Here is a 21,597-nt window from a genome sequence, read left to right as displayed (position 1 = left end):
AGCACGTCAGGCGAAGGTGCCTGACACCATACTGACGGTTGGGGGTTCCCGATATCGACAGTTCGGAAAGAGAAACTTTTCTACAGGTGTCGGTGCAGTTGGCGGGAGGCCTCGGTCAGGGAGCCGCTCACGGACGGATAGACGACGAACGAGGCTGAAAGCTGATCGACTGTCAGACGGTTCTCCACGGCCATGGTGATCGGCAGAATGAGTTCACTGGCACGAGGACCGACGACGACTCCGCCGAGAATCGAACCCGAACCTCGGCGAGCGAAGAGCTTGACGAACCCGTCCTTGATGCCCAGCATCTTCGCACGAGGATTCGTGTCCAGAGGCAGCATCACCGTATCGATGTCGGTCGAATTCTCCCGGTAGTCGGACTGGGTGAAGCCGACGGTCGCAATCTCCGGTGCGGTGAACACGTTCGATGCGACGTGGCGAATCTTCAGCGGCTGCACTGCGTCGCCGAGGGCATGGAACATCGCAATCCGGCCCTGCATGGCCGCGACGGATGCCAGCGGAAGCACACCGGTGCAGTCTCCTGCGGCGTATACCCCGGAGCGGGACGTGCGCGAGACGCCGTCGACCTTGATATGGCCGGACTCGCTGACCTTGACCTTGGCAGCGCTCAGCCCCAGGTCCTCGGTGTTCGGGATCGAACCGACCGCCATCAGGCAGTGCGAGCCTTCCACTCGTCGCCCATCAGACAGTGTCACCTCGACACCGTTGTCTGTGCGCTTGACCGAGTCGGCTCGCGACCGAGACAGGACGTTCATGCCCTTGTTGCGGAAGACGTATTCCAACACGTCGGCAGCGTCCTCGTCCTGGCCAGGCAGTACCTTCTCACGAGAGGAGACCAGTGTGACCTTCGTACCCAGCGCACGGTAGGCCGAGGCGAATTCGGCACCGGTGACACCGGATCCGACGACGATGAGGTGCTCTGGCAGCTCATCGAGGTCGTAGAGCTGGGTCCAGGTGAGGATCCGTTCTGCATCCGGCTTGGCCGAATCGAGTTCACGAGGGTGGGAGCCCACCGACAGCAGGATCGTCGAGGCTTCGAGCGTGTATTCGGTGCCGCCCTCTTCGACGACTGCGACGTGGTCACGATCGGCCAGGGTCGCGGTGCCCTGAATCACCTTGACTCCGGCTCGCACCAGGGCTTGGTAGATGTCGTTAGCCTGCGCGTCGGCCAGGGACAGGATGCGCTTGTTGACGGCTTTGAGGTCCGCGATGACCGTGTCGCCGTCGTCGCCCTCGCTGTCGTAGATGCGGATGCCCAGACTCTCGGACCGGGCGATCTCCTCCATCATCTCCGCTGTGGCGATGAGTGATTTGGAGGGGACGACGTCGGTGAGGACGGCGGCCCCACCACAGCGGTTGCGCTCGATGAGCATCACGTCCGCGCCCAATTGTGCGGCAACCAGTGCGGCTTCATATCCGCCAGGGCCACCGCCGATGATGACGACTCGATCTGCAGTGGGTTCAAATTCAGTGTTCACAGAACAATTCTCTCAAATAGCGGACGGCGGGGCGAATGGACACTTCGGATCGAACGACACCGAGACGAGCCGAACATCGGCGACCGATCGCGGCACCTCGGAGTTCACCTCAGAGTTCGTCGAGAACCTCGGCGGTATCCCGGTGGAGCGCGGACAGGCGCAGGTAGGACTGTGCGTTCTGGCGCACCTTCTCCACACCGTCGTCCGTCATCTCCCGGCGCACCTTGGCCGGGACGCCTGCGACCAAAGAACGAGGCGGGATCTCTGTGCCCTCGAGGACGATTGCCCCCGCGGCGACGAGCGATTCGGTTCCCACGTGGGCGTCGTTGAGAACGGTGGCGTGCATGCCGATGAGGACATCGTCGTCGACGATCGCTCCATGGATGAGGGCCTGGTGGCCGATGGATACTCGGGAGCCGATGACGACCGGTTTGCCCTCATCGGTGTGCATGACGGTGTTGTCCTGGACGTTCGAGTCCTCGCCGATGGTGATCGGAGCGGCCTCGGCACGGAGCACGCAGCCATAGAAGACGCTGGCGCCCTTGAGCACCCTGACGTCCCCGACGAGGGTGGCGCCGGCGGCGATGAAAGCACCCGGATCGACCTGTGGGGTGTGACCGCCGACCGAGATGATGCGTGCGTGGGAAAGGTTGTCCGTTGTCATGAGTCCTCCATTGGTTCACGGTGCGATTCGGTTCTCGTAGGCGACTGAGTCCGACCCCGTACGGATCTTCTGCTCCTTCGGATCCTCTCACCGAGGTGACCAGTCGTTTCATCGTCAGTCTAGCCGCGAACGTGGGCCACTTCAGAGCTGGGTCGCAACAGAATCCGATCGTGTGCTGGTGAGCGCTGGCGGGACAGTTCAGTCCCATATTGGACGAATTTGCGTCCAGAGCCCCATAGCAGGACAATGAACAAAATATTTGTCAGAAATTTCACACTGCATTACCCTTGTGTGCCCAAAACGGTTATGTGAACCTTGGGTAAGAGAGTTGCGCGCCTGGAACTTGGGTGTCGTACACCGCGTTCACTTAATTCGTCGAAAGGTCACCATGGATTGGCGACATCGTGCAGCATGCCTCAATGAGGATCCGGAACTGTTCTTCCCGATTGGAAACACCGGACCCGCCCTGCTCCAGATCGAAGAGGCTAAGACTGTATGCCGCCGCTGTGAAGTAGTCGAGACCTGCCTGCAGTGGGCTCTGGAATCCGGTCAGGATGCCGGTGTCTGGGGCGGTCTCAGTGAAGACGAGCGTCGCGCGCTCAAGCGTCGCGCCGCACGTGCCCGCCGCGCCGGCTGAGTCCCTCGGCGACCGAAGTCGGTCGATTGCAACTTGAGTCCCTTGCTCGGAATACGAGATCTTCGCATTCTGAGCAAGGGACTCAATTGTGTCCGCACACGGGGTCAATCAAATTCGTCGGCACACCAATATTGTCGGCACAATTCGCACTGTCGCTGATTCACCCCGCACCGTGAGTGCCGCATCGCCAGGGTGCACCAAGTTGAATTGTCAGTACGTGTAGGCGATACGCGGATCAGCGAAGAATACGCGACCGCAGTCGGCTGCCTCAGTCGTAGGAGTCGGCCCGCAGGGGTACGTCGAGGATGGCCACGGTTCCGCCGCCTTCTCGTTCCTGCCATTGGATCGAGCCTGCGAGGTCGGCAGACACCAGAGTCTTGACGATCTGTGTGCCCAGTCCGTTGCCGGGGCTGTGGTGTTCGCCCAGTCCCACACCGTCATCGGCGATCGTGACGTGCAGATGATCGCCTTCGCGTTCCGGCGTCACCCACACATGACCGGTCAGAGTCTCGCCTGGAGCGAGATTCTCCTGCTCCGCGACCGGGAAGCCGTGTTCGATCGCGTTGGTGATCAGCTCGGTGATCGCCAGGGCCAGCGAGGTGGCATCGGCGGAGGAGATGGTGCCGAAGCTGCCGCAGCGTTTGAGACTGATCTGGACCAATGGACTTGTCAGCTCAGGGGTCAACCGCAGTCCCTTGTCGACGACCTCGTCGAAGTCCACCTCGGATTCGACGCCCTGGCTGAGCACATCATGGACGACGGCGATGATTGAGACTCTGCGCATCGCCTCCGTCAGAGCGCCCTTGGCCTCGGGGCTGTCGATCCGACGAGTCTGCAGCCGCAGCAGTGCCGAAACTGTCTGCAGGTTGTTCTTCACCCGGTGGTGCATCTCTTTGATCATCGCATCGCGTGAGAGCAGCTCACGTTTGCGGCGTCTGATCTCAGAGACGTCGCGAGCGAGGACGATCGCGCCGGTGCGAGTGCCCTCATCGGTCAGCGGGATCGCTCGCAGCGACACACTCGTGCGGCCGACTTCGAGCTCGGTCCGCCACGGGGCACGGCCGGTGAGCACGAGCGGCAGAGTCTCATCGACCTGACGCAGCTCCGTGCTCAGACTCGACACCACCTCGGCGAGATAATCGCCTTCGACCTCGCCCCGGTGACCGAGGCGGTGCATGAGCGAAACCGCGTTCGGGGACGCGTACTGGACATGGGAGTCACGGTCGAGGATGAAGATGCCGTCTCCGACGCGTGGTTCACCGTGCCGGGCACCACTGGGAGCCTCACGATCGGGGAAGGCACCCTGCGCGATCATGGTCAGCAGCGACATCGCCGACTGTGTGTAGTACTTCTCCAGTCGCGACGAACCTCGACGACGGACTTCCTCGGAATACCGGACCATGATGGCAATCGGCACTCCCCCGCGGACGAGGGGCACCGCCTCGGCGGAGACTTCCGTGTCGTCGGTGCCGGCATTGACGCCCAGGGACTTCGCCTGCGCCACCTTCGTGACCAACTCATTTGTGCTGGTTGCCGTGTCCAGGAGCTCCCGTTCGAGTCCGGTGGCTCGGGCGCCGATGAGATCACGATTGAACAGGGTCGCACCGGTGGTCGGTCGCGCGTGTGCGACCACCGTATATGCCCCACTGGCAGAGGGCACCCACAGGACGAGGTCGGCAAACGACAGATCGGCGATGAGCTGCCAGTCCCCCACCAGCAGGTGGATGTGTTCGACGTCGGTCTCGTCGGTGATGCCTTCGGCGGCCAGGAGTTCGTTGAGCACTGTGTTCTTCTTCCGGATGGGCAACGGCACTAGCCGATGATGGCGGCCCAGACGCCGGCAGACCTACGGACTCGAAGTCCGTGAGTCTGCCGACGTCAGCGATGATCTGACGCTATCACTGATCTCCTGCGCTCAACCTCAGGCGCCGTGCTCCGATTCCCATGCGGAGGAACGGACCACTCCGCGCATCATGCGCAGCAGCACCGACAGCGGAGCCTGGGTCACGGTCTCGAGTCCCAAGATCGTCTCGGTCGTATCCAGCACTCGCGCGGCCACGGTGTCGTTGCGCTCGAGCCACTCGCTCAGACGCTGGTTGGCTCGTTCGTCCGGGGTCCCGGAGATCGGTGAGTCGGTCGCGGCGAGCACTGTTCCGGCCACGGAGAGGATGGCCGAGTAGAAGTCATCACGCAGCGAACCCCGTGCCAGCGCCGACCACCGGTCGCTGCGGTCGAGATCGCCGATGAGAGTGAGCACCTGCGAACCGGAGAACTTGTCGTTGACTGCATAGTAGACCTCTGCGACGTCCTCGGCGGATTCGTTCGACCGGCCAGCCAGCTGTGCCACGTCGAGGAGGACGAACTCGTCGAGCAGGGCTGCCGCTCGCCATGCGAGTTCGCTGGGCACTCCCTCGTCGATGAAGCCTTCAGCCGTCGCCTTCATGCTCGCGGCGTCGAACCCGTCAACGAGGTCGGGCACGCGGTCCCGCAGTGCCGCAACGACCTTGCCGTACATCTCGATGCCGGAATCCACGTCAAGTGTGTCCGGGGCCTGCTGGACCAGCCACCGCGAGGACCGATCGAGCAGACGCACATAGGCATGCTGCAGCTGGACCTGAACGTCAGTGGACACCTTGTTGTCGAGCGCGCATACGGCCTCGAAGAAGTCATCGAGTCCGAAGATCTCGGAGACGACGACGAAGACGCGCGCGATCTGCGGCACCGAGGCCGGAGTCTCTTCCAACATGCGGTAGACGTAGGTGAGTCCGCCGCGGTCGATCATCCGGTTGACGAGCTTGGCCGTCGCGATCTCCCGGTGCAGGGGGTGCTCCGGGATCAGCTCTCCGTACTTCTCGACCAGGGAATCGGGGAAGTAGGAACTCAGTTCCCGCTTCATCCACTCTTCATCGGGAACCACGCTGTCGAGGATCTCATCGGCCGCATGCATCTTGACGTAGGCCAGCAGAACGGCCAACTCTGGAGAGACATAGGAGCTGAACTCACGTTTGGTCAGTTCCTGCGCATCGGGCAGGAACTCGACCTGGCGATCGAGGTCGGCGTTCTTCTCCAGGTAGCTCAGCATCCGGCCGTAGGTGCCCGACATCGATTCGGTCTGTGCCCGTGCCTCGCCGAGGACGACGTTCTGGGCGTAGTTGTTCGACAGCACCCGATCGGCGACATCATCGGTGAAGGACAGGAGCACGCGCTCGCGATCCTCGGCGGCGAAGGCACCCTTGTGGAGCAGGGTGCGCAGGAGCAGCTTGATGTTGACCTCGTGGTCGGAGCTGTCCACACCTGCCGAGTTGTCGACGGCGTCGGTGTTGATCGCCACACCGTTCAATGCCGCTTCGACACGTCCCAGCTGGGTCACACCGAGGTTGCCGCCCTCTCCGACGACCCGGCTGCGCACGTCGCGACCGTCGATGCGGATGGCGTCATTGGCCTTGTCCCCGACATCGGCGTGGCTCTCATCGGAGGACTTGATGTAGGTTCCGATTCCTCCGTTGTAGACGAGGTCGACAGGGGCTTTGAGGATCTGGGACATCAGTTCGGCGGGGCTGCGCTTGCCGGGCTCGAGTCCCAGAACCGCGGCGGCCTCGGGGCTGAGGTCGATCGACTTCGCCGACCGGGGGAAGACTCCGCCCCCGTTGGAGATGAGCTCCCGGTCGTAGTCCTGCCAGCTGGAGCGCGGCAGGTCGAAGAGACGTTTGCGCTCGACGAAGCTGCGTGCGGCATCCGGGTTCGGATCGAGGAAGATGTCTCTGTGGTCGAAGGCCGCGACGAGCCTGATGTGCTCGCTGCGCAGCATTCCGTTGCCGAAGACGTCACCGCTCATGTCACCGATTCCCACGACAGTGAAGTCGTCGGCCGCGGTGTTGACCCCGAGCTCACGGAAGTGTCGTTCGACGGATTTCCATGCACCGCGGGAGGTGATGGCCATCTTCTTGTGGTCGTAGCCGACTGAGCCGCCGGAGGCGAAGGCGTCGCCGAGCCAGAAGTCGCGGCGTTCGGCAATCGCGTTGGCCACGTCAGAGAAGCGTGCCGTGCCCTTGTCCGCGGCGACGACGAGGTAGTAGTCATCGCCGTCGTGTCGGACCACACGGTCCGGGTAAACGACCTCTTGGGTGCCGTCGGCGCCGTAGACGAGATTGTCGGCAACCTCGAGAAGGCTTTCGATGAAGACCTCGTAGGCGGCTTGACCGGCGGCCATCCACGCATCGCGGTCGCTCATCGGCGGCAGCTGCTTGGGGAAGAATCCGCCCTTGGCGCCGGTCGGAACGATGAGCGCGTTCTTAACCATCTGAGCCTTGACGAGACCGAGGACCTCGGTGCGGAAGTCATCACGACGATCAGACCACCGCAGGCCGCCGCGGGCCACTGTTCCAAAGCGCAGGTGCACGCCCTCAACCTGAGGCGAGTACACCCACATCTCCAGGGCTGGCTTCGGCTTGGGCACGAAGCTGAGGTCGTTGGCGCGGATCTTGAGTACGAGCGCTGTCGGCAGTTCGCCGTCTTCGTCCAGGAAGTAGTTCGTCCGCACTGTGGCGCGCAGCAGTTCGAGAGAGGACCGCAGGACACGGTCCGCGTCGAGGCTGGCGACATCGCTGAGTGCCGACTCGATCGCGGTGTTGAGTTCGGTCATCCTGTCATCGCGTCCGGCATCGTCGGCGGTGGGGTCGAACTTCGCGAAGAAGTAGTCCACCAGCAGGCGTGAGATCTCCGGATTGTCGCTGTAGACCTCACCGACGTAGGCGTCGGAGTACGTGAAGCCGGCCTGGCGCAGGTATTTGCCCAAAGCACGGATGATCGTGACATGCTTCCAGTGCATTCCGCACACGACGAGGCGGTCGAAGACTCCAGCTTCCTTCTTGCCTTCCCAGCCGGCGATGAACGCATCAGAGATCCGTTCGCAGTCGCCATCGTCGAGTTCCTCGGGGAAGGTCAACCCGAAGTCATAGATGTAGCGGTGTTCCCCGCCAGCGAGGTCGAGTTCATGGGGACGTTCGTCGAGAACGGTCGCGCCGAAGGCCGTGAGGAACGGAAGCACTTCCGAGAGTCCGACTCGTTCCTTGCGGTAGAGGGCCAATCGCACAGGTGCATCCGTGGTGTCCTCCGGACGATAGAGGCGAACCGCGGGGCCGTGACCGGCTTCCAGCGCTTCGAACCGGGAGACGTCGGCGATGGCGTCGGCGGGAGAATGATGTTCTTCGTAGCTGGGTGGGAACGCCTTCGACCACCGGTTCGCGCGTGCCACTGAGCTGTCGTTGTCGCCTCGCTCTGTGGGTGCGAGGAAGGCGTGGACGTCTTCGGACCAGGAACGCACTGCGCCGACGATCCGCTTCTCCACGGTCTTGGGATCGATCTGCGGCAGTTCCATGTCACGGCCGACACGGGCCACGAAGTGAATGCGTGCCAGTGCGGATTCCGTCAGCAGCACGTCGAAGTCGACGCTCTCGGCGTTGTAGAACTTGCGCAGCACCTCTTGGACCCGCATGCGTGCGGCCGTGTCGTAGAGATCGCGGGGCAGGTAGAGGATGACGGAGACGAATCGCTGGTACGGGTCGCGGCGGACGAAGACGCGTGACTGGCGGCGCTCCTGCATGTCGACGATCTGCATGACGACGTCGAAGATCGTCTCCGTTACGTCGTGCAGGAGGTCATCGCGGGGGTAGGTCTCGAGGACGCCCAGGAGTTCGTTGGCCGAATGGGAGCCGGCGGGGAACCCGCTGGCCGACAGTATCTTGCGCACCTTGCGGTTGATGACCGGGATGTTGAGCACGCTGTCGTTGTAGAACTCAGGCTTGAACACACCGACGAAACGACGTTCACCGACGATCTCACCAGCCGAGTCGAAGGTCTTCACCCCGATGTAGTCCATGAACGAGCCGCGGATGACGCGCGAGCGTGAGTTTGCCTTCGTCAGCACCAGAACGTGCGGCTCGAGGGCCTTGTCTGCCACGGCGCGGCTCAACGGCGACTTCGTCAGCGGCCGCAGGGCGGAGATGCCCAGCGAGGTGTGCTCGATCGGCTCAAGGCTGCTCTGGCTCTCATCGTGAGAGTAGTCGTACTCGCGGTATCCGAGGAAGGTGAAGTGACCGTCGAGCCAGTTGAGCAACTCCGCTGCGGCTTCCGCTTCGGAGGCGAGCTCCGGGCGCGGAGGCTGCGTCTGCAGTTCCTTCGCGATGTCCTTGGCTCGGATCGCCATGGCGCTGGCATCGGTGGCAGCGGCTGTCACGTAGTCGAGGACGCTGCGCAGCTGGTCCTTCAGCCCGGGGAGGTCCTCTTCGGGGAGGCGATCGATCTCGAGACGAATCCACGACTGCTGCTGAGGAAGGTCTGTTGCGGGGGCCTCGTTGGGCTCAGAGATCAGGGGGATGCCGGCGGTGTCGGCGGAGACGGCTGGTGCCTCGGCACGTGAGAGCACCGACAGCCCCGATCCCTGGCCTTCGACGGCGATGATGGGGTGGTGGACCTGCCGGATGGCTCGACCGCTGGTGGCCAGATCGCTGACGATCGAGGACACCAGGTGCGGCATGTCGGTGAGGACCATCGCAATGACAGTGTGATTGTCACGGAATTCGGGAGAGTCGACATCGGGATTGTAGATGGAGATCTGCGGTGATCTGCCGTCGTACTCAAGTCCCAGCGCGTAGTGTGAGGCAGCCGCTGCGGCCAATGCCTCTGTTCCTGCTTCGGAGGTGCCTGGTTCGAAACGCGGATAGTACGCCTCGATGAAGTTCTCCGGGGCACCTTGTCCCCTCTGCTTCCTCCACTCTTCTGCAATGTCCGAATATGAGACCTGAGACACCATGTCACCTCTATGATCAGCGCGCAAAATTTACTGCGATTCGACGTCGAACCGCCATCACCCACACTATGCCGTAATGCCCAGAAAGGCACGCCGACGGCGATGCTGGGTCAGGACGATGAACTACTGGCAAACTGGAGCTATGCGAACTCTGACTCTCAACCATGATTACTCGGAATCTCTGTCCGATTTTCTTCTCAGGCTTGCCGACGCCTCGACGTGGCAGTCACTGGGATATGAAGCCCAGGCAGAACGAATCGATCCCGACACCGAGGTGACGGTGAAGACGCCGCTGCCCAAGGATGAGATGCCCTCGGCCCTGGCCTCCCACCTGCCGGCGGATGCCGAACTCGTTGAGGTCTACATGATTCCCGGCGACGTCATCGGTGACAGCGCGGAGATCAGGATGACCGCCCACGCGGCCGGAGTGCCCGTTGAGATCGATGCGCTCATCACGCTGACCCAGAAGGACGCGGGAACTTCGCTGTCGGTGCGCGCCGAGATCAGCTCCTCGATTCCCCTGTTCGGGTCGATGATCGAACAGGCCGTGGTGCCTATTCTGCAGAACCGTCTCGACGATCGGCTGAACAAGCTCGAACGCGCCTGAGACTGCGGCGCGCCCGGTCTCAGCTATGTCCGCGTCCGGTCTCAGCTGCGTTCGCGCAGCAGCTCGGGAAGCTCGGTCGCGTCGTACCAGAGCAGATCTGAGTCGCCGAGGTGGTCCTCTGCCGCTTCGTGTCCGCCGTCGGCCCCGATCTTGGCAGCTTCTTCCCAGACCTCGACCTCGTCGATGTGGATGCTCACGATCGAGGTCATGTCGACCTCGGGAAGGCTGAGCAGGTCGAAGCCGTCGACGAGTTCCTCACCGGCAGTTGCATCGGGTGCGTCGTAGGCGACGACGGCGCGTGGCGAGGGCTCTTGGATGTCTGCGGGACCGTCCTCGAATGACTGGGTGGCGGCCAGTGCGGCCGCAATGTAGAGAGCGTCGAACTCTCGCGCCTCAAGTTCATCTCCGCCCAGCCCTCGACCGTGGGCGTCGGGGGCGACCGCATGCACGGAGGCGAGTCCTCGGCGAAGTGCGTCCAGTGTGGTCGGGATGTAGCAGCGAATCGACATGCTCCAATCTTAAAGGGACTTCACCCTGCGCCCCGAACCTGTCTTCCTAGAGCGCTTTCGTGCCGGGAGCAGTTCGGCCACCGCGGCAGCGTACTCCTGGCTGAGCACGGATTTCGGATTCTCCTCGTGGAGCGTGTGTCCGGCCAACATGGCGGCATCGGTCGTCACACGATCTTCGCTGAAGATGAAGTCGGGATCCCGACGGACGAACCTGGACAGCACTTCCCGGATTCGCCCCTCGGCGGGGTGGCCGACGGCTGACGAGCGGACCTTCGTGATGCCGATGCGCATTCTCGAACCCAGCGACTCCACTCTGTCGGTGCCCAGCAGTTTGACGAGCCTCTGCAGTCCGATCGGATCTCCGGCAGCGAGGACGAGCACCGTGTCGGCGGCGTCGAGAGCAGCCCGGGTCGCACAGTGCCGGTCGTAGAACGGATCGGCGAAGTCATCGTCGGGGTCGACTCGGTCGGAGACGTCGACGACCACGAGGTCGAACATCTTCGCCAGGCGAGCCAGCACCGCGGTGAGGACCGAAGCGCGCACTTCCGGCCACCTGTCGGGCCTGGTCAAACCGGTGATGGCATGGAAGTCCTCGCGTATCGCAGCACGCGGAACGCCGGAGACGTCCAGGGGCGGCGCCTTCTCCGCCTCGAGTCGGCAGAGGCTTGCCAAGTGTGCCGACTCCTCCGTCAACCCCAGGGTCGTTGCCACCATCGCGGCTACTGTGTCGGCATCGACGACGACGCTGCGATGCCCTTGTCTGGCCCCATCATCGCCGAGGTTGACCGCCGTGAGCGTGCGACCCGGAGAGGAGCCGGTTCCCCAGACCGTGACGATATGTCCCTGACCGCTCGCCGACCCAGGTGGGGCGATGGGCCGCGGCGGAACAACAGTGGAGTCGCGAGTGTCGTTGAGCGCCTGGGCGACGGTCTCAGCATCGGCATTCGACGGGACGCTGGTGCTGATGCCGAGTGCCGTCAATGCCGCGGTGTCATTGCCGAACCCCAGCACCGCCGTCCCCGTTGCCAGGATCGATGCGATGACCTGCGCGTCGAGGCCCGGAAAATACTGCCCGACGATGACGACGTCGGCGCTGCCGGTCCGACACAATGCGAGCAGTTCGACCTCGTCCGCGGGGCGGGCGACGATGGTGACATCGTCGACCTCACTGAGGAGTTCGAACAGGATGAGATCGAATTCGAAGTCCACAGCCAGGAGGACCTGCGTCATGACTGGCCGCCCTCGGCCTTGACTTCAGCGGGGGCGCCGACAACGGAGAGCACGCTGTTGCCGTCGAGGGCTCCGAGGACATCGGAGAGTTCAGTGCTGGCGACGAAGACCTCGATCCTGGCACCGTCTCCGACACCGAAGCTGCCCACCTCACGGGAGATGTTCGACACCGGTGCCGAGGTCACGATCTGCTCTGGGTCGATGCCCTCATCATCGAGCCCCTTCGACTCCGGCTGCGCCCAGACATCGACCAGGCTGCCGGTGTCCACGACCGTCGGGACAGAGCCCGCGACATCGATGGCCACAATTCTGCCGTCGAGTTCCGCGACGGGCGCCAGCGCCGAGGCTGGCAGCAGCTCACCGGCGGCGATGACCGTGCGCACACTCGAGCGATCCGGGATTCCTGCGTCGGCCGAGAGGTACTTGTCTCCGATGTCTGCCAGGTTCACCTCCGCAATCGTCAGATCGTCCGCACTGACCACCTGACCTGGGACCAGAGGCGAGGCGCTGGCCCACACGCGGGTCGTCGCATTCGCGGCGCTGATGAGCAGATAGGTCGCGACGATGGCCACGACGACGAGGACCGCTCCGACCAGCAGTCTGGCATCGGTCCACTTGGGCCGACGAATTCGTTTTGAGAGCTCCATTGCATCTCCACCTTTGGAAAATTTCCCATGACAGGAACTGTTTCTGAGTGATAGTATTGAACACCAAACGAGGTCAAAGCAATGGTTTTGGCAAAATTAGTCACCAAGCAATCAGTCACCTGGGATGAGAAGGGGCCCTCATGGTCGTCGAAAATCGCTTCCTGCCGCTCACCGATGTGGCCGATCTGCTCAATGTCTCGATCGCTCAGGCGCGGGCCCTGGTCCGCACCGGCGACCTGCGCGCCATCAAAGTCGGCGGACGCGGACAGTGGCGTGTGGAGAAGACCGAGATCGAAGCGTACATCCAGCGGATGTATGAACGCACCGAGCACGAGATCAAGACCGGCTCGCTCGAAGACTGAGCGCACCGCAGCGCTCGAACCGTCAGCACTGCCTAGGCGAATGGGTTGGTCCTGGCACGCACCAGCACGATCGCTCGGTGCGGAATGATCCGGCCTGAGATCTCAACATAGTCGGCGGCGACCATGTCGCTGCGCCCACGAATAGTCCCACCATCCCCCGCCAATTCCAGCGAGATCTCCTCGTGATCGGCGGCCAGGCGCCTCAGCGCAGACGCCATCCCCAACCGCTCCAAGGCACCGGGTTCGTATCTGTGCCGTCGGGAACGGGTGCGAATCTCTCGAATCGAGTCGATGGCCACGACCACTGTCTCGACGCCGGCGATGACGAAGATTCCATCGCCCAGGAACACGGCGGTCCCGGATATCTCCCGGTCAGCAACCACTACCTGAACCGGCTGACCGAGCGTTCCACGCATCCGCTCGAGCAGGGTGCGCTGCGCAGCATGGACCGCGAGTTCATCACCGAACTCCCCACGCCTGGCGTGGATCTCCCGAGACGCGTGCATTGCTTCGACATCCGCAAGGAGAGCGTCGATCCGATCGTCCATGATCTGAAGCCTGCCGCAGTGACGAGCGTGAGGCAAGGGATTCCGACCCGTACATGAGAACTACACTACTGTAGTTATATTTGTCTATTGACATCAAACGTTATCTACCGACATCATTGGTGTACGTTTCCAATGAAGGATCGCTTTCATGTATCTGCTGGCAGCTTGCACCATCTCGTGGCTCTGTCTGATCGGTGCGTTCATCACCGCGTGGGTTCAGCTCCCAGAGCCACGCAGCACCACCGATCTCGTCATCCTCATCATCGTCGGCACAGCTGCGGCGCTGTCGTCTCGGCTCGGTGTGGTGTCTCTGCTGACGATGCTGATCAGGCTCCTGCCCCGAGGTCGGGTGAGAACACTGGCCACAGGGACGGTCCTGCGCATCGTGCCCGCCGTGCTGCGTTCGAGTGTTCTCGCTGTGGCCTCGGCGAGCCTGACGCTTCACGCGGCACAGGCCTCTCCCCTGCCGGAGGGCGCACCTCCACGAGACGCTCACTACGCCGCCGCTGCCGCAACGAATGCCGCACCGAGTGCCGCGCCCGATCCGGACGGGCCGAGTGCCGCGCTCGATCCGGGCTGGCCGACTGCAGTCGCCGACGATCCCTCGCTGGACCCCGGCTGGCCGACAGTTCCACCGCCTGCTGACTCCGACTCATCAGGTCCGACGCGTCCTCCCTCCCCTGACCAGGGTGGACCAGCGGCCGACACCGGTGCCCCTGACCCTGATCCAGACAGTCCTGACCCAGCTGCAGACAGCGACGACTCGGCTCCACCAGGTGCCGACGACGAGGTCGGCGTTCATATCGTCGGCGTCGGGGAAAGCCTGTGGTCGATCGCAATCAGCCAGCCCTCATCCGGTGGCACCGCCCAAGACATCGTCGATGACATCTACTCAGCAAACAAGGACGTCATCGGCACGAATCCGAACCTCATCATGCCCGGCCAACGATTGGAGATCCAGCCATGACCGCCCCACTGGTGCTTTCACGCCCACGAGTGGCAAACACGCCACCTGCCAACTCACGACAGAACCGGATCGGCACTGCCCCAGCGGCAAAGACGACCCAGGTCGCAGCGGATCGGGATGACAGCCGCATCGCAGCCACCGCAACCTCATTGGCGGTGGCGTGCTTGGAGATCTTCGCTGGCATACGGCGCAGCGATTCCATCTCCCGTTGGGTCGACCGGGGACTGCTGGAGAAGATCGATCAGCGGGCCCAGCTGCGTGCCGAGGTGGCGCCGGCCAAGCCGGTGGGTGAGCTCGGGCCATCTCGAACGCTGCAGGCTGGCAATGCGCGAGTCTGTCGTGTCACCGGTGACGTCGCCGAAGTCACTGTCATCGTCCGCACCCAGAGTCGCTTCCGGGCGGTGGCAATTCGCTTGGAACTGCTCACCACCCGGTGGACGATGACTGCTCTGCAGACGATGTGAATTCGTTGTCAGAGCCGAAGAATCAGCTCTTCGCCTTCTTCTTCGCACGACGCTCGGCACGGTTGGCCGGCTGCTCGGCTCCGGCCTCGTCACCCTCGGACTCAGACATCGAGGATGAGCCGTCCTCGGACGGAGCGGACAGCTGCATCTTGGGCGTGGTGTGACGCAGCTCTGCCGCATCGACCTCGACCTCGGAGTCATCGTCGGCTGCATCGTCGGCCCGGTTCACGGTCACTTCCAGGGTATTGGTGAGGCGGACGACGTCCTCCTTGATCCCATCCTGCATGGTCTTGAACATGTCGAAGCCTTCGCGCTGGTATTCCACCAGCGGATCCTTCTGCGCCATGGCCCGCAGACCGATGCCGTTCTTCAGGTAGTCCATCTCGTAGAGGTGTTCGCGCCACCGTTTATCGATGACCGAGAGCACGACCCGTCGTTCGAGTTCACGGGTTGCCTCTTCGCCCAGAGCCTCTTCGCGCTGCTCGTAGAACACCTCGATGTCGGACTGGATCTCACGATTGAGACGGTTCTTCGTCAGGTTTCCGATTCCGCCGACCTCGTCGGCCAGGTCCTCTTCGGTGATGGAGGGCTGATAGATCTTGCCTAGTGCTTCGAAGAGTTCGCCCACCTTCCAGTCCTCGACCGGACCGGTGGTCGCCTCGGCGACATAGGCGTCGATGACCTCCTCGCGGAACTTCGAGACCTGGTCTTCCAGGTCCGCCCCGTCGAGAACGCTGCGACGCTCGTCGTAGATCACTGTGCGCTGGCGGTTGAGCACGTCATCGTATTTGAGGACGTTCTTGCGCTGTTCGGCATTGCGCTGTTCGATCTGCGACTGCGCGGAGAGGATCGCTCTGGAGACCATCTTGGATTCCAGCGGGACGTCGTCGGGAACATTGGCGGTGGCCATGATCCGTTCAGCGGCACCGGAGCCGAAGAGTCGCATCAGATCATCGGTCAGTGAGAGGTAGAAGCGGCTCTCGCCGGGGTCACCCTGACGTCCCGAACGTCCCCGCAGCTGGTTGTCGATGCGCCGGGATTCGTGACGTTCGGTGCCCAGGACGTACAGGCCACCGGCCTCGACGACCTCTTCGGCTTCGCTCTTGACTCGCTTCTCTGCGGCTTTGAGGACGTCCTGCCATTCCGCTTCGTACTGCTCTGCGTCTTCCTGCGGGTCCAAGCCCCGCTTCTCCATCTCGGCCACGGCGATGAACTCGGCGTTGCCGCCGAGCATGATGTCGGTACCGCGGCCGGCCATGTTCGTCGCCACTGTCACAGCGTCTTTCCGACCGGCCATTGCCACGATAGAGGCCTCACCCGCGTGGTTCTTCGCGTTGAGCACCTCATGACGGATGCCGCGCTTCTTCAGGTGCTTGGAGAGGTATTCGCTCTTCTCCACGCTGGTGGTGCCCACTAGCACCGGCTGTCCGGTCTCGTGGCGTTCGGCGATGTCGTCGACGACGGCGTCGAACTTCGCGACCTCGTTCTTGTACACGAGGTCGGACTGGTCGATGCGCTGCATCGGCTTGTTCGTCGGGATCGGGACCACGCCGAGCTTATAGGTCGACATGAACTCAGCAGCTTCGGTCTCGGCTGTACCGGTCATGCCCGAGAGCTTGTCGTAGAGACGGAAGAAGTTCTGCAGGGTGATCGTCGCCAGGGTCTGGTTCTCAGCCTGGACCTTGACGTTCTCCTTGGCCTCGATGGCCTGATGCAGACCCTCGTTGTAGCGACGTCCCTTGAGCACACGACCGGTGTGTTCATCGACGATGAGCACTTCGCCGTCGAGGATCACATAGTCTTTGTCCTTCTTGAAGAGCTCCTTCGCGCGGATCGCGTTGTTGAGGAAGCTGATCAGCGGGGTGTTCTCCGCATCGTAGAGGTTGCCGATGCCCAGGTAGTCCTCGACTCGTTCGATGCCGGGTTCGAGCACACCCACGGTGCGCTTCTTCTCATCGACTTCGTAGTCACGGTCGGTCTTGAGGCGCTTGACGACCTTGGCGAACTCTTCGTACCAGCGGTTGCCGTCGCCTTCTGCTGGACCGGAGATGATGAGCGGGGTGCGCGCCTCGTCGATGAGGATCGAGTCGACCTCGTCGACGATCGCGAAGGCGTGTCCGCGCTGGACCAGTTCGTCGGCCGACCAGGCCATGTTGTCGCGCAGGTAGTCGAAGCCGAACTCATTGTTCGTCCCGTAGGTGATGTCTGCGGCGTACTGTTTGCGACGGTTGTCCGAGGACATGTTCGCCTGGATGCAGCCTGTCTCCATACCGAGGAACCGGAACACACGGCCCATGAGTTCGGACTGATAGGTCGCCAGGTAGTCGTTGACCGTGATGACGTGCACGGACCCGCCGGTGAGCGCATTGAGATAGGCCGGTGCCGTGGCGACGAGCGTCTTGCCTTCACCGGTCTTCATCTCGGCGATGTTGCCCAAGTGCAGTGCCGCCCCGCCCATGAGCTGGACGTCGAAGTGGCGCATGCCCAGGGTGCGGCCCGAGGCCTCACGCACCGCGGCGAAGGCTTCCGGAAGCAGCGAGTCGAGGGTCTCCCCCTCCTGATAGCGCTTCTTGAAACGATCTGTTTCCTCTCGCAGTTCAGCGTCTGACATCTCGCTGAACTCCTCGGACAGCGCATTGATCGCTTCCGTGTACTGGCGGAGTTTCTTCAGCGTGCGTCCCTCACCGGTGCGCAGAAGCTTCTCGAGGAAATTAGCCACTTTTCTCCTAATCGGCATGAATGCCTGACAACAACTCGAACGACTCTATATTCCCTAGCTTAATGGCAGGTGAGTACCGCTCATATCCACGGCACCCAATCCGAGCCACTTCGCCATTTCGCACAGCTCCAGCGCCAGTTCCTCTTGATGCTCTTCACCGGGCTCCCACGTCACCTTCAGCGCCCGGAGCGTATCGGCTGCCTGGTCCCGGTGCAGGTCGACTCGACCGACGAGGCGTTCGCCGAGGAGGAACGGCAGCACATAGTACCCGTGCACTCGGTCCTTGGCCGGAGTGTAGATCTCGATCCGATAGTGGAAGTCGAAGAGCCATTCGATCCGCGGACGGTAGAAGACCAGGGGGTCGAACGGGACCAGCAGCGCCCGTGCGTCGACTCGGCGCGGGGTCCTCGCTGTGTGCCACTTCAGAGCACGGGTGCCCTCGACGTCGACTTCGATGAGCTCGCCGGTCTCCAGCAGAGTCCTGATCGCCTCGTCCGTGGGTGCGCGCTGCTGGCGGAAGTAGTCCGCCACGCAGCCCGGACGCGCGATACCCAGGGCTCTCGCGGCGATCCTCGTGAGCTCGAGGACGTTGTTCTCCGTGCCTGAGATGCCCCGCTGACGAGAAGCCGCCGGATCGACGAGGCTCAGCTCCGGTGTCTGACTCGGCCCATAGGCCAGGGACGTCTGCGGCAGGACATCGCTGACGTCGCGCGGCAGCGCATAGATGCGTTCGAAATGATCATTGCGGCCGGTGGCGCTCACTGTTCCCCCGGCGAACAGCGCCTCAAGAGCCATCTTGACCTGGCTGGGATTCCACCCCCAATGGCCGCGATGCCGTTCGGGGATCTCATGATCGACGACATCGGCGACTCCACGCGCGGTCTTTGGTCCGTCTTCCAAGGCATCGAGGACGGAAGCCTGGAGTTCGCGGAACGCCGCACCCGTCTCCGGATGCCGCTGCCCGTAGTCATTGCGCCACCACTCGGTGCGACTCTGCTCGAAGTGGCGCCAGGTCTCAGGCGGAACGAACGCCGCCGCGTGGGCCCAGTACTCGACGCCCATTCGAGGTGCTGAGTAGAGGAGGCGGTCGAGGGTCTCCCGCGGATACGGACCCAGACGCGAGAAGAAGGGCAGGTAGTGGGATCGGACGACGCGTGAGACCGAGTCGATCTGGGTCAGACCCAATCTGGCAAAGGTCGATTTCAGGTGTCGTGCCGTCACCTGGGCCGGGCGCGGCCGGTCGAGGCCCGTTGCAGCGATTGCAGTCCTGCGCGCCGCCGACAGTGTCATCTTCTGCATGGACCCACAGTAGGCCACCGCACTGACACGGTACGGAAATCCGTCCATCCGGCCGATCTGAACCAGCCGTTCGGCCGAAGGCGGCACGACCGTCTGCCGGAAGGATGGTCATTGTCACCACGACGCCCACGACTCCCCCACGATAGGAACCAGGACAGATCATGAAGAAGGCCATCATCGCTCTCGCCGCTGCTATCGGCATCATCGCCATTGCCATCGGAGGACTCTTCGTCTGGGAACACCAGTCGAAGCTCTCACTCGAAAACCAGGTCGAGGACTATCTCGCTGACCAGGGAGTCGACTCCACCGGGATCGACGTCCATGGTCGCCCATACATCCTCTTCGCCATCCAGGACTCCGTGGACCTCACCTACGTCGATCTTGCGCTGCAGGCCGGGACCAACAAGGACCAGCTGCTCGTCCACCGTCTCAGCCACGGTCGGGCAGACCGTCTCACACGCTTCGTGACCTTCGACCATCCCGCAGGAGACGTCGACCCGAATGAGCGCGCGGACGGATCGTTCACCGACTCCGCGATGGTCAACGGCACAAAGGTCACCTACACCTCCGAGGTCAAGGACCGCACGCTGCGACTGTTCGCCGACGGACAACTGGCCGGCGAGATCGAAGTCGAGGAAGGCGTGAGCGAGCACGGAGCAGCCGTAACCAAGACCGGCGTGGTCGTCGAACTCGAATACGACTCCTCCCACGACAACGACCAGTAGGCCCACGACCTGAAGTTCCACCCCACCGGTGGGCACCTTCCCCGATTAGACTGGGACGCGATGAAGACTGTGATCACGTGGCTGTGGCTCCTCCCCCTGCCTCTGACCTTCGCTTTAGAGGCGCTCACCGGCTCGGGCTGGCTGGTGATCATCGCCGATCTGTTTGCGCTGGCCACCGCGCTCCCGATCCTCATCCGCACCCAAAGAGCTGCCGCCGGGGTCACGAGGCCTCAGATCTCACTGCTGCCGTTCGCCGCGCTCGCTCTGATCCTCGCGCTCATCCCGGTCGCGGCAGCGTCGACCCTGAGCCCGACTGTGATGTGGCTGAGCCTGGTGACTGTGGTCATGCTCTCCCGCTGGTTCTCCACTGGCCTCCAGCTGCTGCTGCTCATCCTGCTCTCGGTGGGCAACGTCGTCGTCCCCGGCCTCATACCCGACGGGATCACCTTCGCCTTCGGTGCCTCGACGGTGATCGTGGCGAGTCTGTCCCTGGGGCTCCTGCTGCGCATGGTCGACCGGTCCCTGCTCGAACGTCAGGCCACCGCCGCCGAGGCGGAGCGACGTCGGATGGCCACCGAACTCCACGATCTGGTCGCCCACGAGGTGACCGGGATCGTCGTCCTCTCCCAAGCCGCGGCCCGCAGCGAGGACGCCGGGATACTCAGGACTGCCCTGTCCAAGATCGAGGAGTCAGGCACACGTGCCTTGGAGGAGATCCGGTCGTTGGTCTCAGACACCACGTCCGTCCCCGGCAATTCCGGTGCCCGGTCCCCCGTCGTCTCCGGCCTCCAGGGGCTCGTCGACCGGGCGAATGGCTTCGCCGAGGCTGAGGACCTCTCCCTCGACCTCAACGGCACCGATACCGATGCGGTCCCCACCACCATCTGGCCCGTCCTCGACCGGGTGCTGGCCGAGGCACTGACGAACATCCGTCGCCATGCCGGGTCCCGCGTCCCGATCACGGTCCGGCTGCTCACCACCACCTCGGCGATGCCCGATGACGGGTCACGTCGTGACATCATCCTCACCGTGATCAACGGCCCCAGTGCAGGCGGGACCGGTGCTGGTGGGATCGGGGCCGGCAGCGGAACCGGGCTCCACGGGCTGCGCACACGGGTCGACCACCTCGGCGGGGATCTGTTCGCCGGGCCCAGTCACGACGGGGGCTGGGTGCTTGAGACTCGGCTACCCTTGAACCCGTGAGTTCAGGGATGAGTCCGACACGAGCCGACGGAGGACGATCGTGATTACGGTGGCGCTGGTCGATGATCAGGAAATGGTGCGGATGGGGTTCTCCCTCATCCTCGACGCCGATGAGTCGATCACCGTGGTCGGGCAGGCTTCTGACGGGGTCGATGCCATCGCCTTGGCCAAACGCGAACACCCCGATGTCATCCTCCTCGACATTCGCATGCCCAAGCTCGACGGGCTCGCCGCCCTCCCTCGGCTGACACCGATCTCCAAGGTCATCATGGTCACGACATTCGACGATGACGACTACGTCGATGCGGCTCTGGCCGGTGGTGCCAGCGGATTCCTCCTCAAGGATGCCGGCCCGGACCTGCTGCTGGCCGCAGTCAGGGCCGCCGCGAACGGCGACGCGCTGATCTCACCGTCGCTGACCCTGGATCTGCTCAGCCGCCGCGCCCAGGACACCAGAACGGGCGAGGACCCTGTAGCCGGTCTCAGCGAGAGGGAGAACGACGTCGCTCGCCTCGTGGCACGGGGGCGGACGAACCAGGAGATCTGTGCCGAGCTCTATATCTCGCTGGGGACCGTGAAGTCTCATCTGGGCAGCATCCAGACGCGCCTGGGTGCCCGCAACCGGGTCGAGATCGCTGCACGAATGTGGGAGTCCGGGGCAATGAACGCGGGGCGATGAATCGGCCGAATGGCTGACCCCTGATCGCGG

At 63.2% G+C, this 21,597-nt stretch carries 18 protein-coding genes; 8 read left to right on the top strand and 10 right to left on the bottom strand.

Translation table 11 applies throughout. From position 1 onward, the window contains the following. Positions 1–80: 80 nt before the first annotated feature. Together BAUR9175_RS04980 and BAUR9175_RS04975 are read right to left on the bottom strand one after the other, a co-directional pair. A complete protein-coding gene (locus tag BAUR9175_RS04980) occupies positions 81–1,499 on the bottom strand; it encodes an NAD(P)H-quinone dehydrogenase (protein WP_009884678.1) in 1,419 nt (472 codons plus the stop codon). A gap of 109 nt (positions 1,500–1,608) precedes the next feature. Beyond that, positions 1,609–2,163, bottom strand: coding sequence for a gamma carbonic anhydrase family protein (locus BAUR9175_RS04975; protein WP_009884679.1), 555 nt, complete (start codon positions 2,161–2,163; stop codon positions 1,609–1,611). Positions 2,164–2,551: 388 nt separating this feature from the next. Here BAUR9175_RS04975 and BAUR9175_RS04970 point away from each other — a divergent pair, with 388 nt between their 5' ends. After that, positions 2,552–2,800: a WhiB family transcriptional regulator gene (locus BAUR9175_RS04970; protein WP_009884680.1), complete on the top strand. Its 249-nt coding sequence runs from the start codon at positions 2,552–2,554 to the stop codon at positions 2,798–2,800. Positions 2,801–3,068: 268 nt separating this feature from the next. On the opposite strand, the gene BAUR9175_RS04965 is transcribed toward BAUR9175_RS04970, so the two are convergent. Both BAUR9175_RS04965 and BAUR9175_RS04960 read right to left on the bottom strand, forming a co-directional pair. Continuing rightward, entirely contained in the window at positions 3,069–4,583 is a 1,515-nt protein-coding gene (locus BAUR9175_RS04965) for a sensor histidine kinase (protein ID WP_009884681.1), read from the bottom strand. A gap of 138 nt (positions 4,584–4,721) precedes the next feature. Further along, positions 4,722–9,611 (bottom strand): NAD-glutamate dehydrogenase, encoded by a 4,890-nt coding sequence (locus BAUR9175_RS04960; RefSeq protein ID WP_101583121.1) that lies wholly within the window; start codon positions 9,609–9,611, stop codon positions 4,722–4,724. A gap of 139 nt (positions 9,612–9,750) precedes the next feature. Between BAUR9175_RS04960 and BAUR9175_RS04955 the strand changes: the two genes are divergently transcribed. Continuing rightward, positions 9,751–10,215 (top strand): DUF2505 domain-containing protein, encoded by a 465-nt coding sequence (locus BAUR9175_RS04955; protein ID WP_009884683.1) that lies wholly within the window; start codon positions 9,751–9,753, stop codon positions 10,213–10,215. Between the two features lie 41 nt (positions 10,216–10,256). On the opposite strand, the gene BAUR9175_RS04950 is transcribed toward BAUR9175_RS04955, so the two are convergent. Genes BAUR9175_RS04950 through BAUR9175_RS04940 form a run of 3 tightly spaced genes read right to left on the bottom strand, consistent with a single transcriptional unit; the run spans position 10,257 to position 12,601 of the window. Next, complete coding sequence (locus tag BAUR9175_RS04950; protein WP_096158589.1) at positions 10,257–10,724, bottom strand: DUF6912 family protein; 468 nt, start codon at positions 10,722–10,724, stop codon at positions 10,257–10,259. 9 nt (positions 10,725–10,733) lie between these two features. Next, positions 10,734–11,954, bottom strand: coding sequence for a CpaE/TadZ family protein (locus BAUR9175_RS04945; protein WP_101583120.1), 1,221 nt, complete (start codon positions 11,952–11,954; stop codon positions 10,734–10,736). Then, on the bottom strand, positions 11,951–12,601 hold the full coding sequence (locus BAUR9175_RS04940) for an SAF domain-containing protein (protein WP_009884686.1): 651 nt from the start codon (positions 12,599–12,601) through the stop codon (positions 11,951–11,953). Before BAUR9175_RS04940 ends, BAUR9175_RS04945 begins: the two co-directional genes overlap by 4 nt. Positions 12,602–12,741: 140 nt before the next feature. Here BAUR9175_RS04940 and BAUR9175_RS04935 point away from each other — a divergent pair, with 140 nt between their 5' ends. Then, complete coding sequence (locus BAUR9175_RS04935) at positions 12,742–12,963, top strand: helix-turn-helix domain-containing protein (protein WP_009884687.1); 222 nt, start codon at positions 12,742–12,744, stop codon at positions 12,961–12,963. A 32-nt stretch (positions 12,964–12,995) separates the two neighbouring features. Here the strand turns inward: BAUR9175_RS04935 and BAUR9175_RS04930 are convergent, their stop codons facing one another. Beyond that, the gene (locus BAUR9175_RS04930; protein ID WP_009884688.1) at positions 12,996–13,511 is read right to left on the bottom strand and encodes a hypothetical protein; all 516 of its coding nucleotides are present in this window, start codon (positions 13,509–13,511) and stop codon (positions 12,996–12,998) included. A 148-nt stretch (positions 13,512–13,659) separates the two neighbouring features. Between BAUR9175_RS04930 and BAUR9175_RS04925 the strand changes: the two genes are divergently transcribed. Beyond that, the gene (locus tag BAUR9175_RS04925; protein ID WP_069599909.1) at positions 13,660–14,478 is read left to right on the top strand and encodes a LysM peptidoglycan-binding domain-containing protein; all 819 of its coding nucleotides are present in this window, start codon (positions 13,660–13,662) and stop codon (positions 14,476–14,478) included. Beyond that, the gene (locus BAUR9175_RS04920; protein ID WP_069599908.1) at positions 14,475–14,942 is read left to right on the top strand and encodes an Rv3235 family protein; all 468 of its coding nucleotides are present in this window, start codon (positions 14,475–14,477) and stop codon (positions 14,940–14,942) included. The genes BAUR9175_RS04925 and BAUR9175_RS04920 overlap by 4 nt, the downstream gene beginning before the upstream one ends. A 22-nt stretch (positions 14,943–14,964) precedes the next feature. Here BAUR9175_RS04920 and secA read toward each other — a convergent pair whose 3' ends face one another. Both secA and BAUR9175_RS04910 read right to left on the bottom strand, forming a co-directional pair. Beyond that, positions 14,965–17,661, bottom strand: coding sequence for a preprotein translocase subunit SecA (gene secA, locus BAUR9175_RS04915; protein ID WP_009884692.1), 2,697 nt, complete (start codon positions 17,659–17,661; stop codon positions 14,965–14,967). A 54-nt stretch (positions 17,662–17,715) separates the two neighbouring features. Further along, entirely contained in the window at positions 17,716–18,960 is a 1,245-nt protein-coding gene (locus BAUR9175_RS04910) for a winged helix-turn-helix domain-containing protein (protein WP_101583146.1), read from the bottom strand. Positions 18,961–19,121: 161 nt separating this feature from the next. Between BAUR9175_RS04910 and BAUR9175_RS04905 the strand changes: the two genes are divergently transcribed. Genes BAUR9175_RS04905 through BAUR9175_RS04895 form a run of 3 tightly spaced genes read left to right on the top strand, consistent with a single transcriptional unit; the run spans position 19,122 to position 21,567 of the window. After that, positions 19,122–19,685, top strand: coding sequence for a hypothetical protein (locus BAUR9175_RS04905; protein WP_096160916.1), 564 nt, complete (start codon positions 19,122–19,124; stop codon positions 19,683–19,685). Between the two features lie 60 nt (positions 19,686–19,745). Then, positions 19,746–20,888: a sensor histidine kinase gene (locus tag BAUR9175_RS04900; protein ID WP_101583118.1), complete on the top strand. Its 1,143-nt coding sequence runs from the start codon at positions 19,746–19,748 to the stop codon at positions 20,886–20,888. Positions 20,889–20,925: 37 nt separating this feature from the next. Next, the gene (locus BAUR9175_RS04895; protein WP_101583116.1) at positions 20,926–21,567 is read left to right on the top strand and encodes a response regulator; all 642 of its coding nucleotides are present in this window, start codon (positions 20,926–20,928) and stop codon (positions 21,565–21,567) included. The last annotated feature ends 30 nt before the right edge of the window (positions 21,568–21,597 follow it).

The organism is Brevibacterium aurantiacum, assembly GCF_900169065.1.
GTDB classification, from domain to species: domain Bacteria; phylum Actinomycetota; class Actinomycetes; order Actinomycetales; family Brevibacteriaceae; genus Brevibacterium; species Brevibacterium aurantiacum.
The sequence above is the reverse complement of the archived record's forward strand: the minus strand, read 5'-3'. Positions and strand labels throughout refer to the sequence as shown.

Coding starts and splice junctions, on each gene's coding strand:
- BAUR9175_RS04930 (WP_009884688.1), bottom strand. CDS start 13,511: ATGGACGATCGGATCGACGCTCTCCTTGCGGATGTCGAAGCAATGCAC.
- BAUR9175_RS04975 (WP_009884679.1), bottom strand. CDS start 2,163: ATGACAACGGACAACCTTTCCCACGCACGCATCATCTCGGTCGGCGGT.
- BAUR9175_RS04950 (WP_096158589.1), bottom strand. CDS start 10,724: ATGTCGATTCGCTGCTACATCCCGACCACACTGGACGCACTTCGCCGA.
- BAUR9175_RS04940 (WP_009884686.1), bottom strand. CDS start 12,601: ATGGAGCTCTCAAAACGAATTCGTCGGCCCAAGTGGACCGATGCCAGA.
- BAUR9175_RS04920 (WP_069599908.1), top strand. CDS start 14,475: ATGACCGCCCCACTGGTGCTTTCACGCCCACGAGTGGCAAACACGCCA.
- BAUR9175_RS04955 (WP_009884683.1), top strand. CDS start 9,751: ATGCGAACTCTGACTCTCAACCATGATTACTCGGAATCTCTGTCCGAT.
- BAUR9175_RS04970 (WP_009884680.1), top strand. CDS start 2,552: ATGGATTGGCGACATCGTGCAGCATGCCTCAATGAGGATCCGGAACTG.
- BAUR9175_RS04900 (WP_101583118.1), top strand. CDS start 19,746: ATGAAGACTGTGATCACGTGGCTGTGGCTCCTCCCCCTGCCTCTGACC.
- BAUR9175_RS04910 (WP_101583146.1), bottom strand. CDS start 18,960: ATGCAGAAGATGACACTGTCGGCGGCGCGCAGGACTGCAATCGCTGCA.
- BAUR9175_RS04960 (WP_101583121.1), bottom strand. CDS start 9,611: ATGGTGTCTCAGGTCTCATATTCGGACATTGCAGAAGAGTGGAGGAAG.
- BAUR9175_RS04935 (WP_009884687.1), top strand. CDS start 12,742: ATGGTCGTCGAAAATCGCTTCCTGCCGCTCACCGATGTGGCCGATCTG.
- BAUR9175_RS04945 (WP_101583120.1), bottom strand. CDS start 11,954: ATGACGCAGGTCCTCCTGGCTGTGGACTTCGAATTCGATCTCATCCTG.
- BAUR9175_RS04925 (WP_069599909.1), top strand. CDS start 13,660: ATGTATCTGCTGGCAGCTTGCACCATCTCGTGGCTCTGTCTGATCGGT.
- BAUR9175_RS04905 (WP_096160916.1), top strand. CDS start 19,122: ATGAAGAAGGCCATCATCGCTCTCGCCGCTGCTATCGGCATCATCGCC.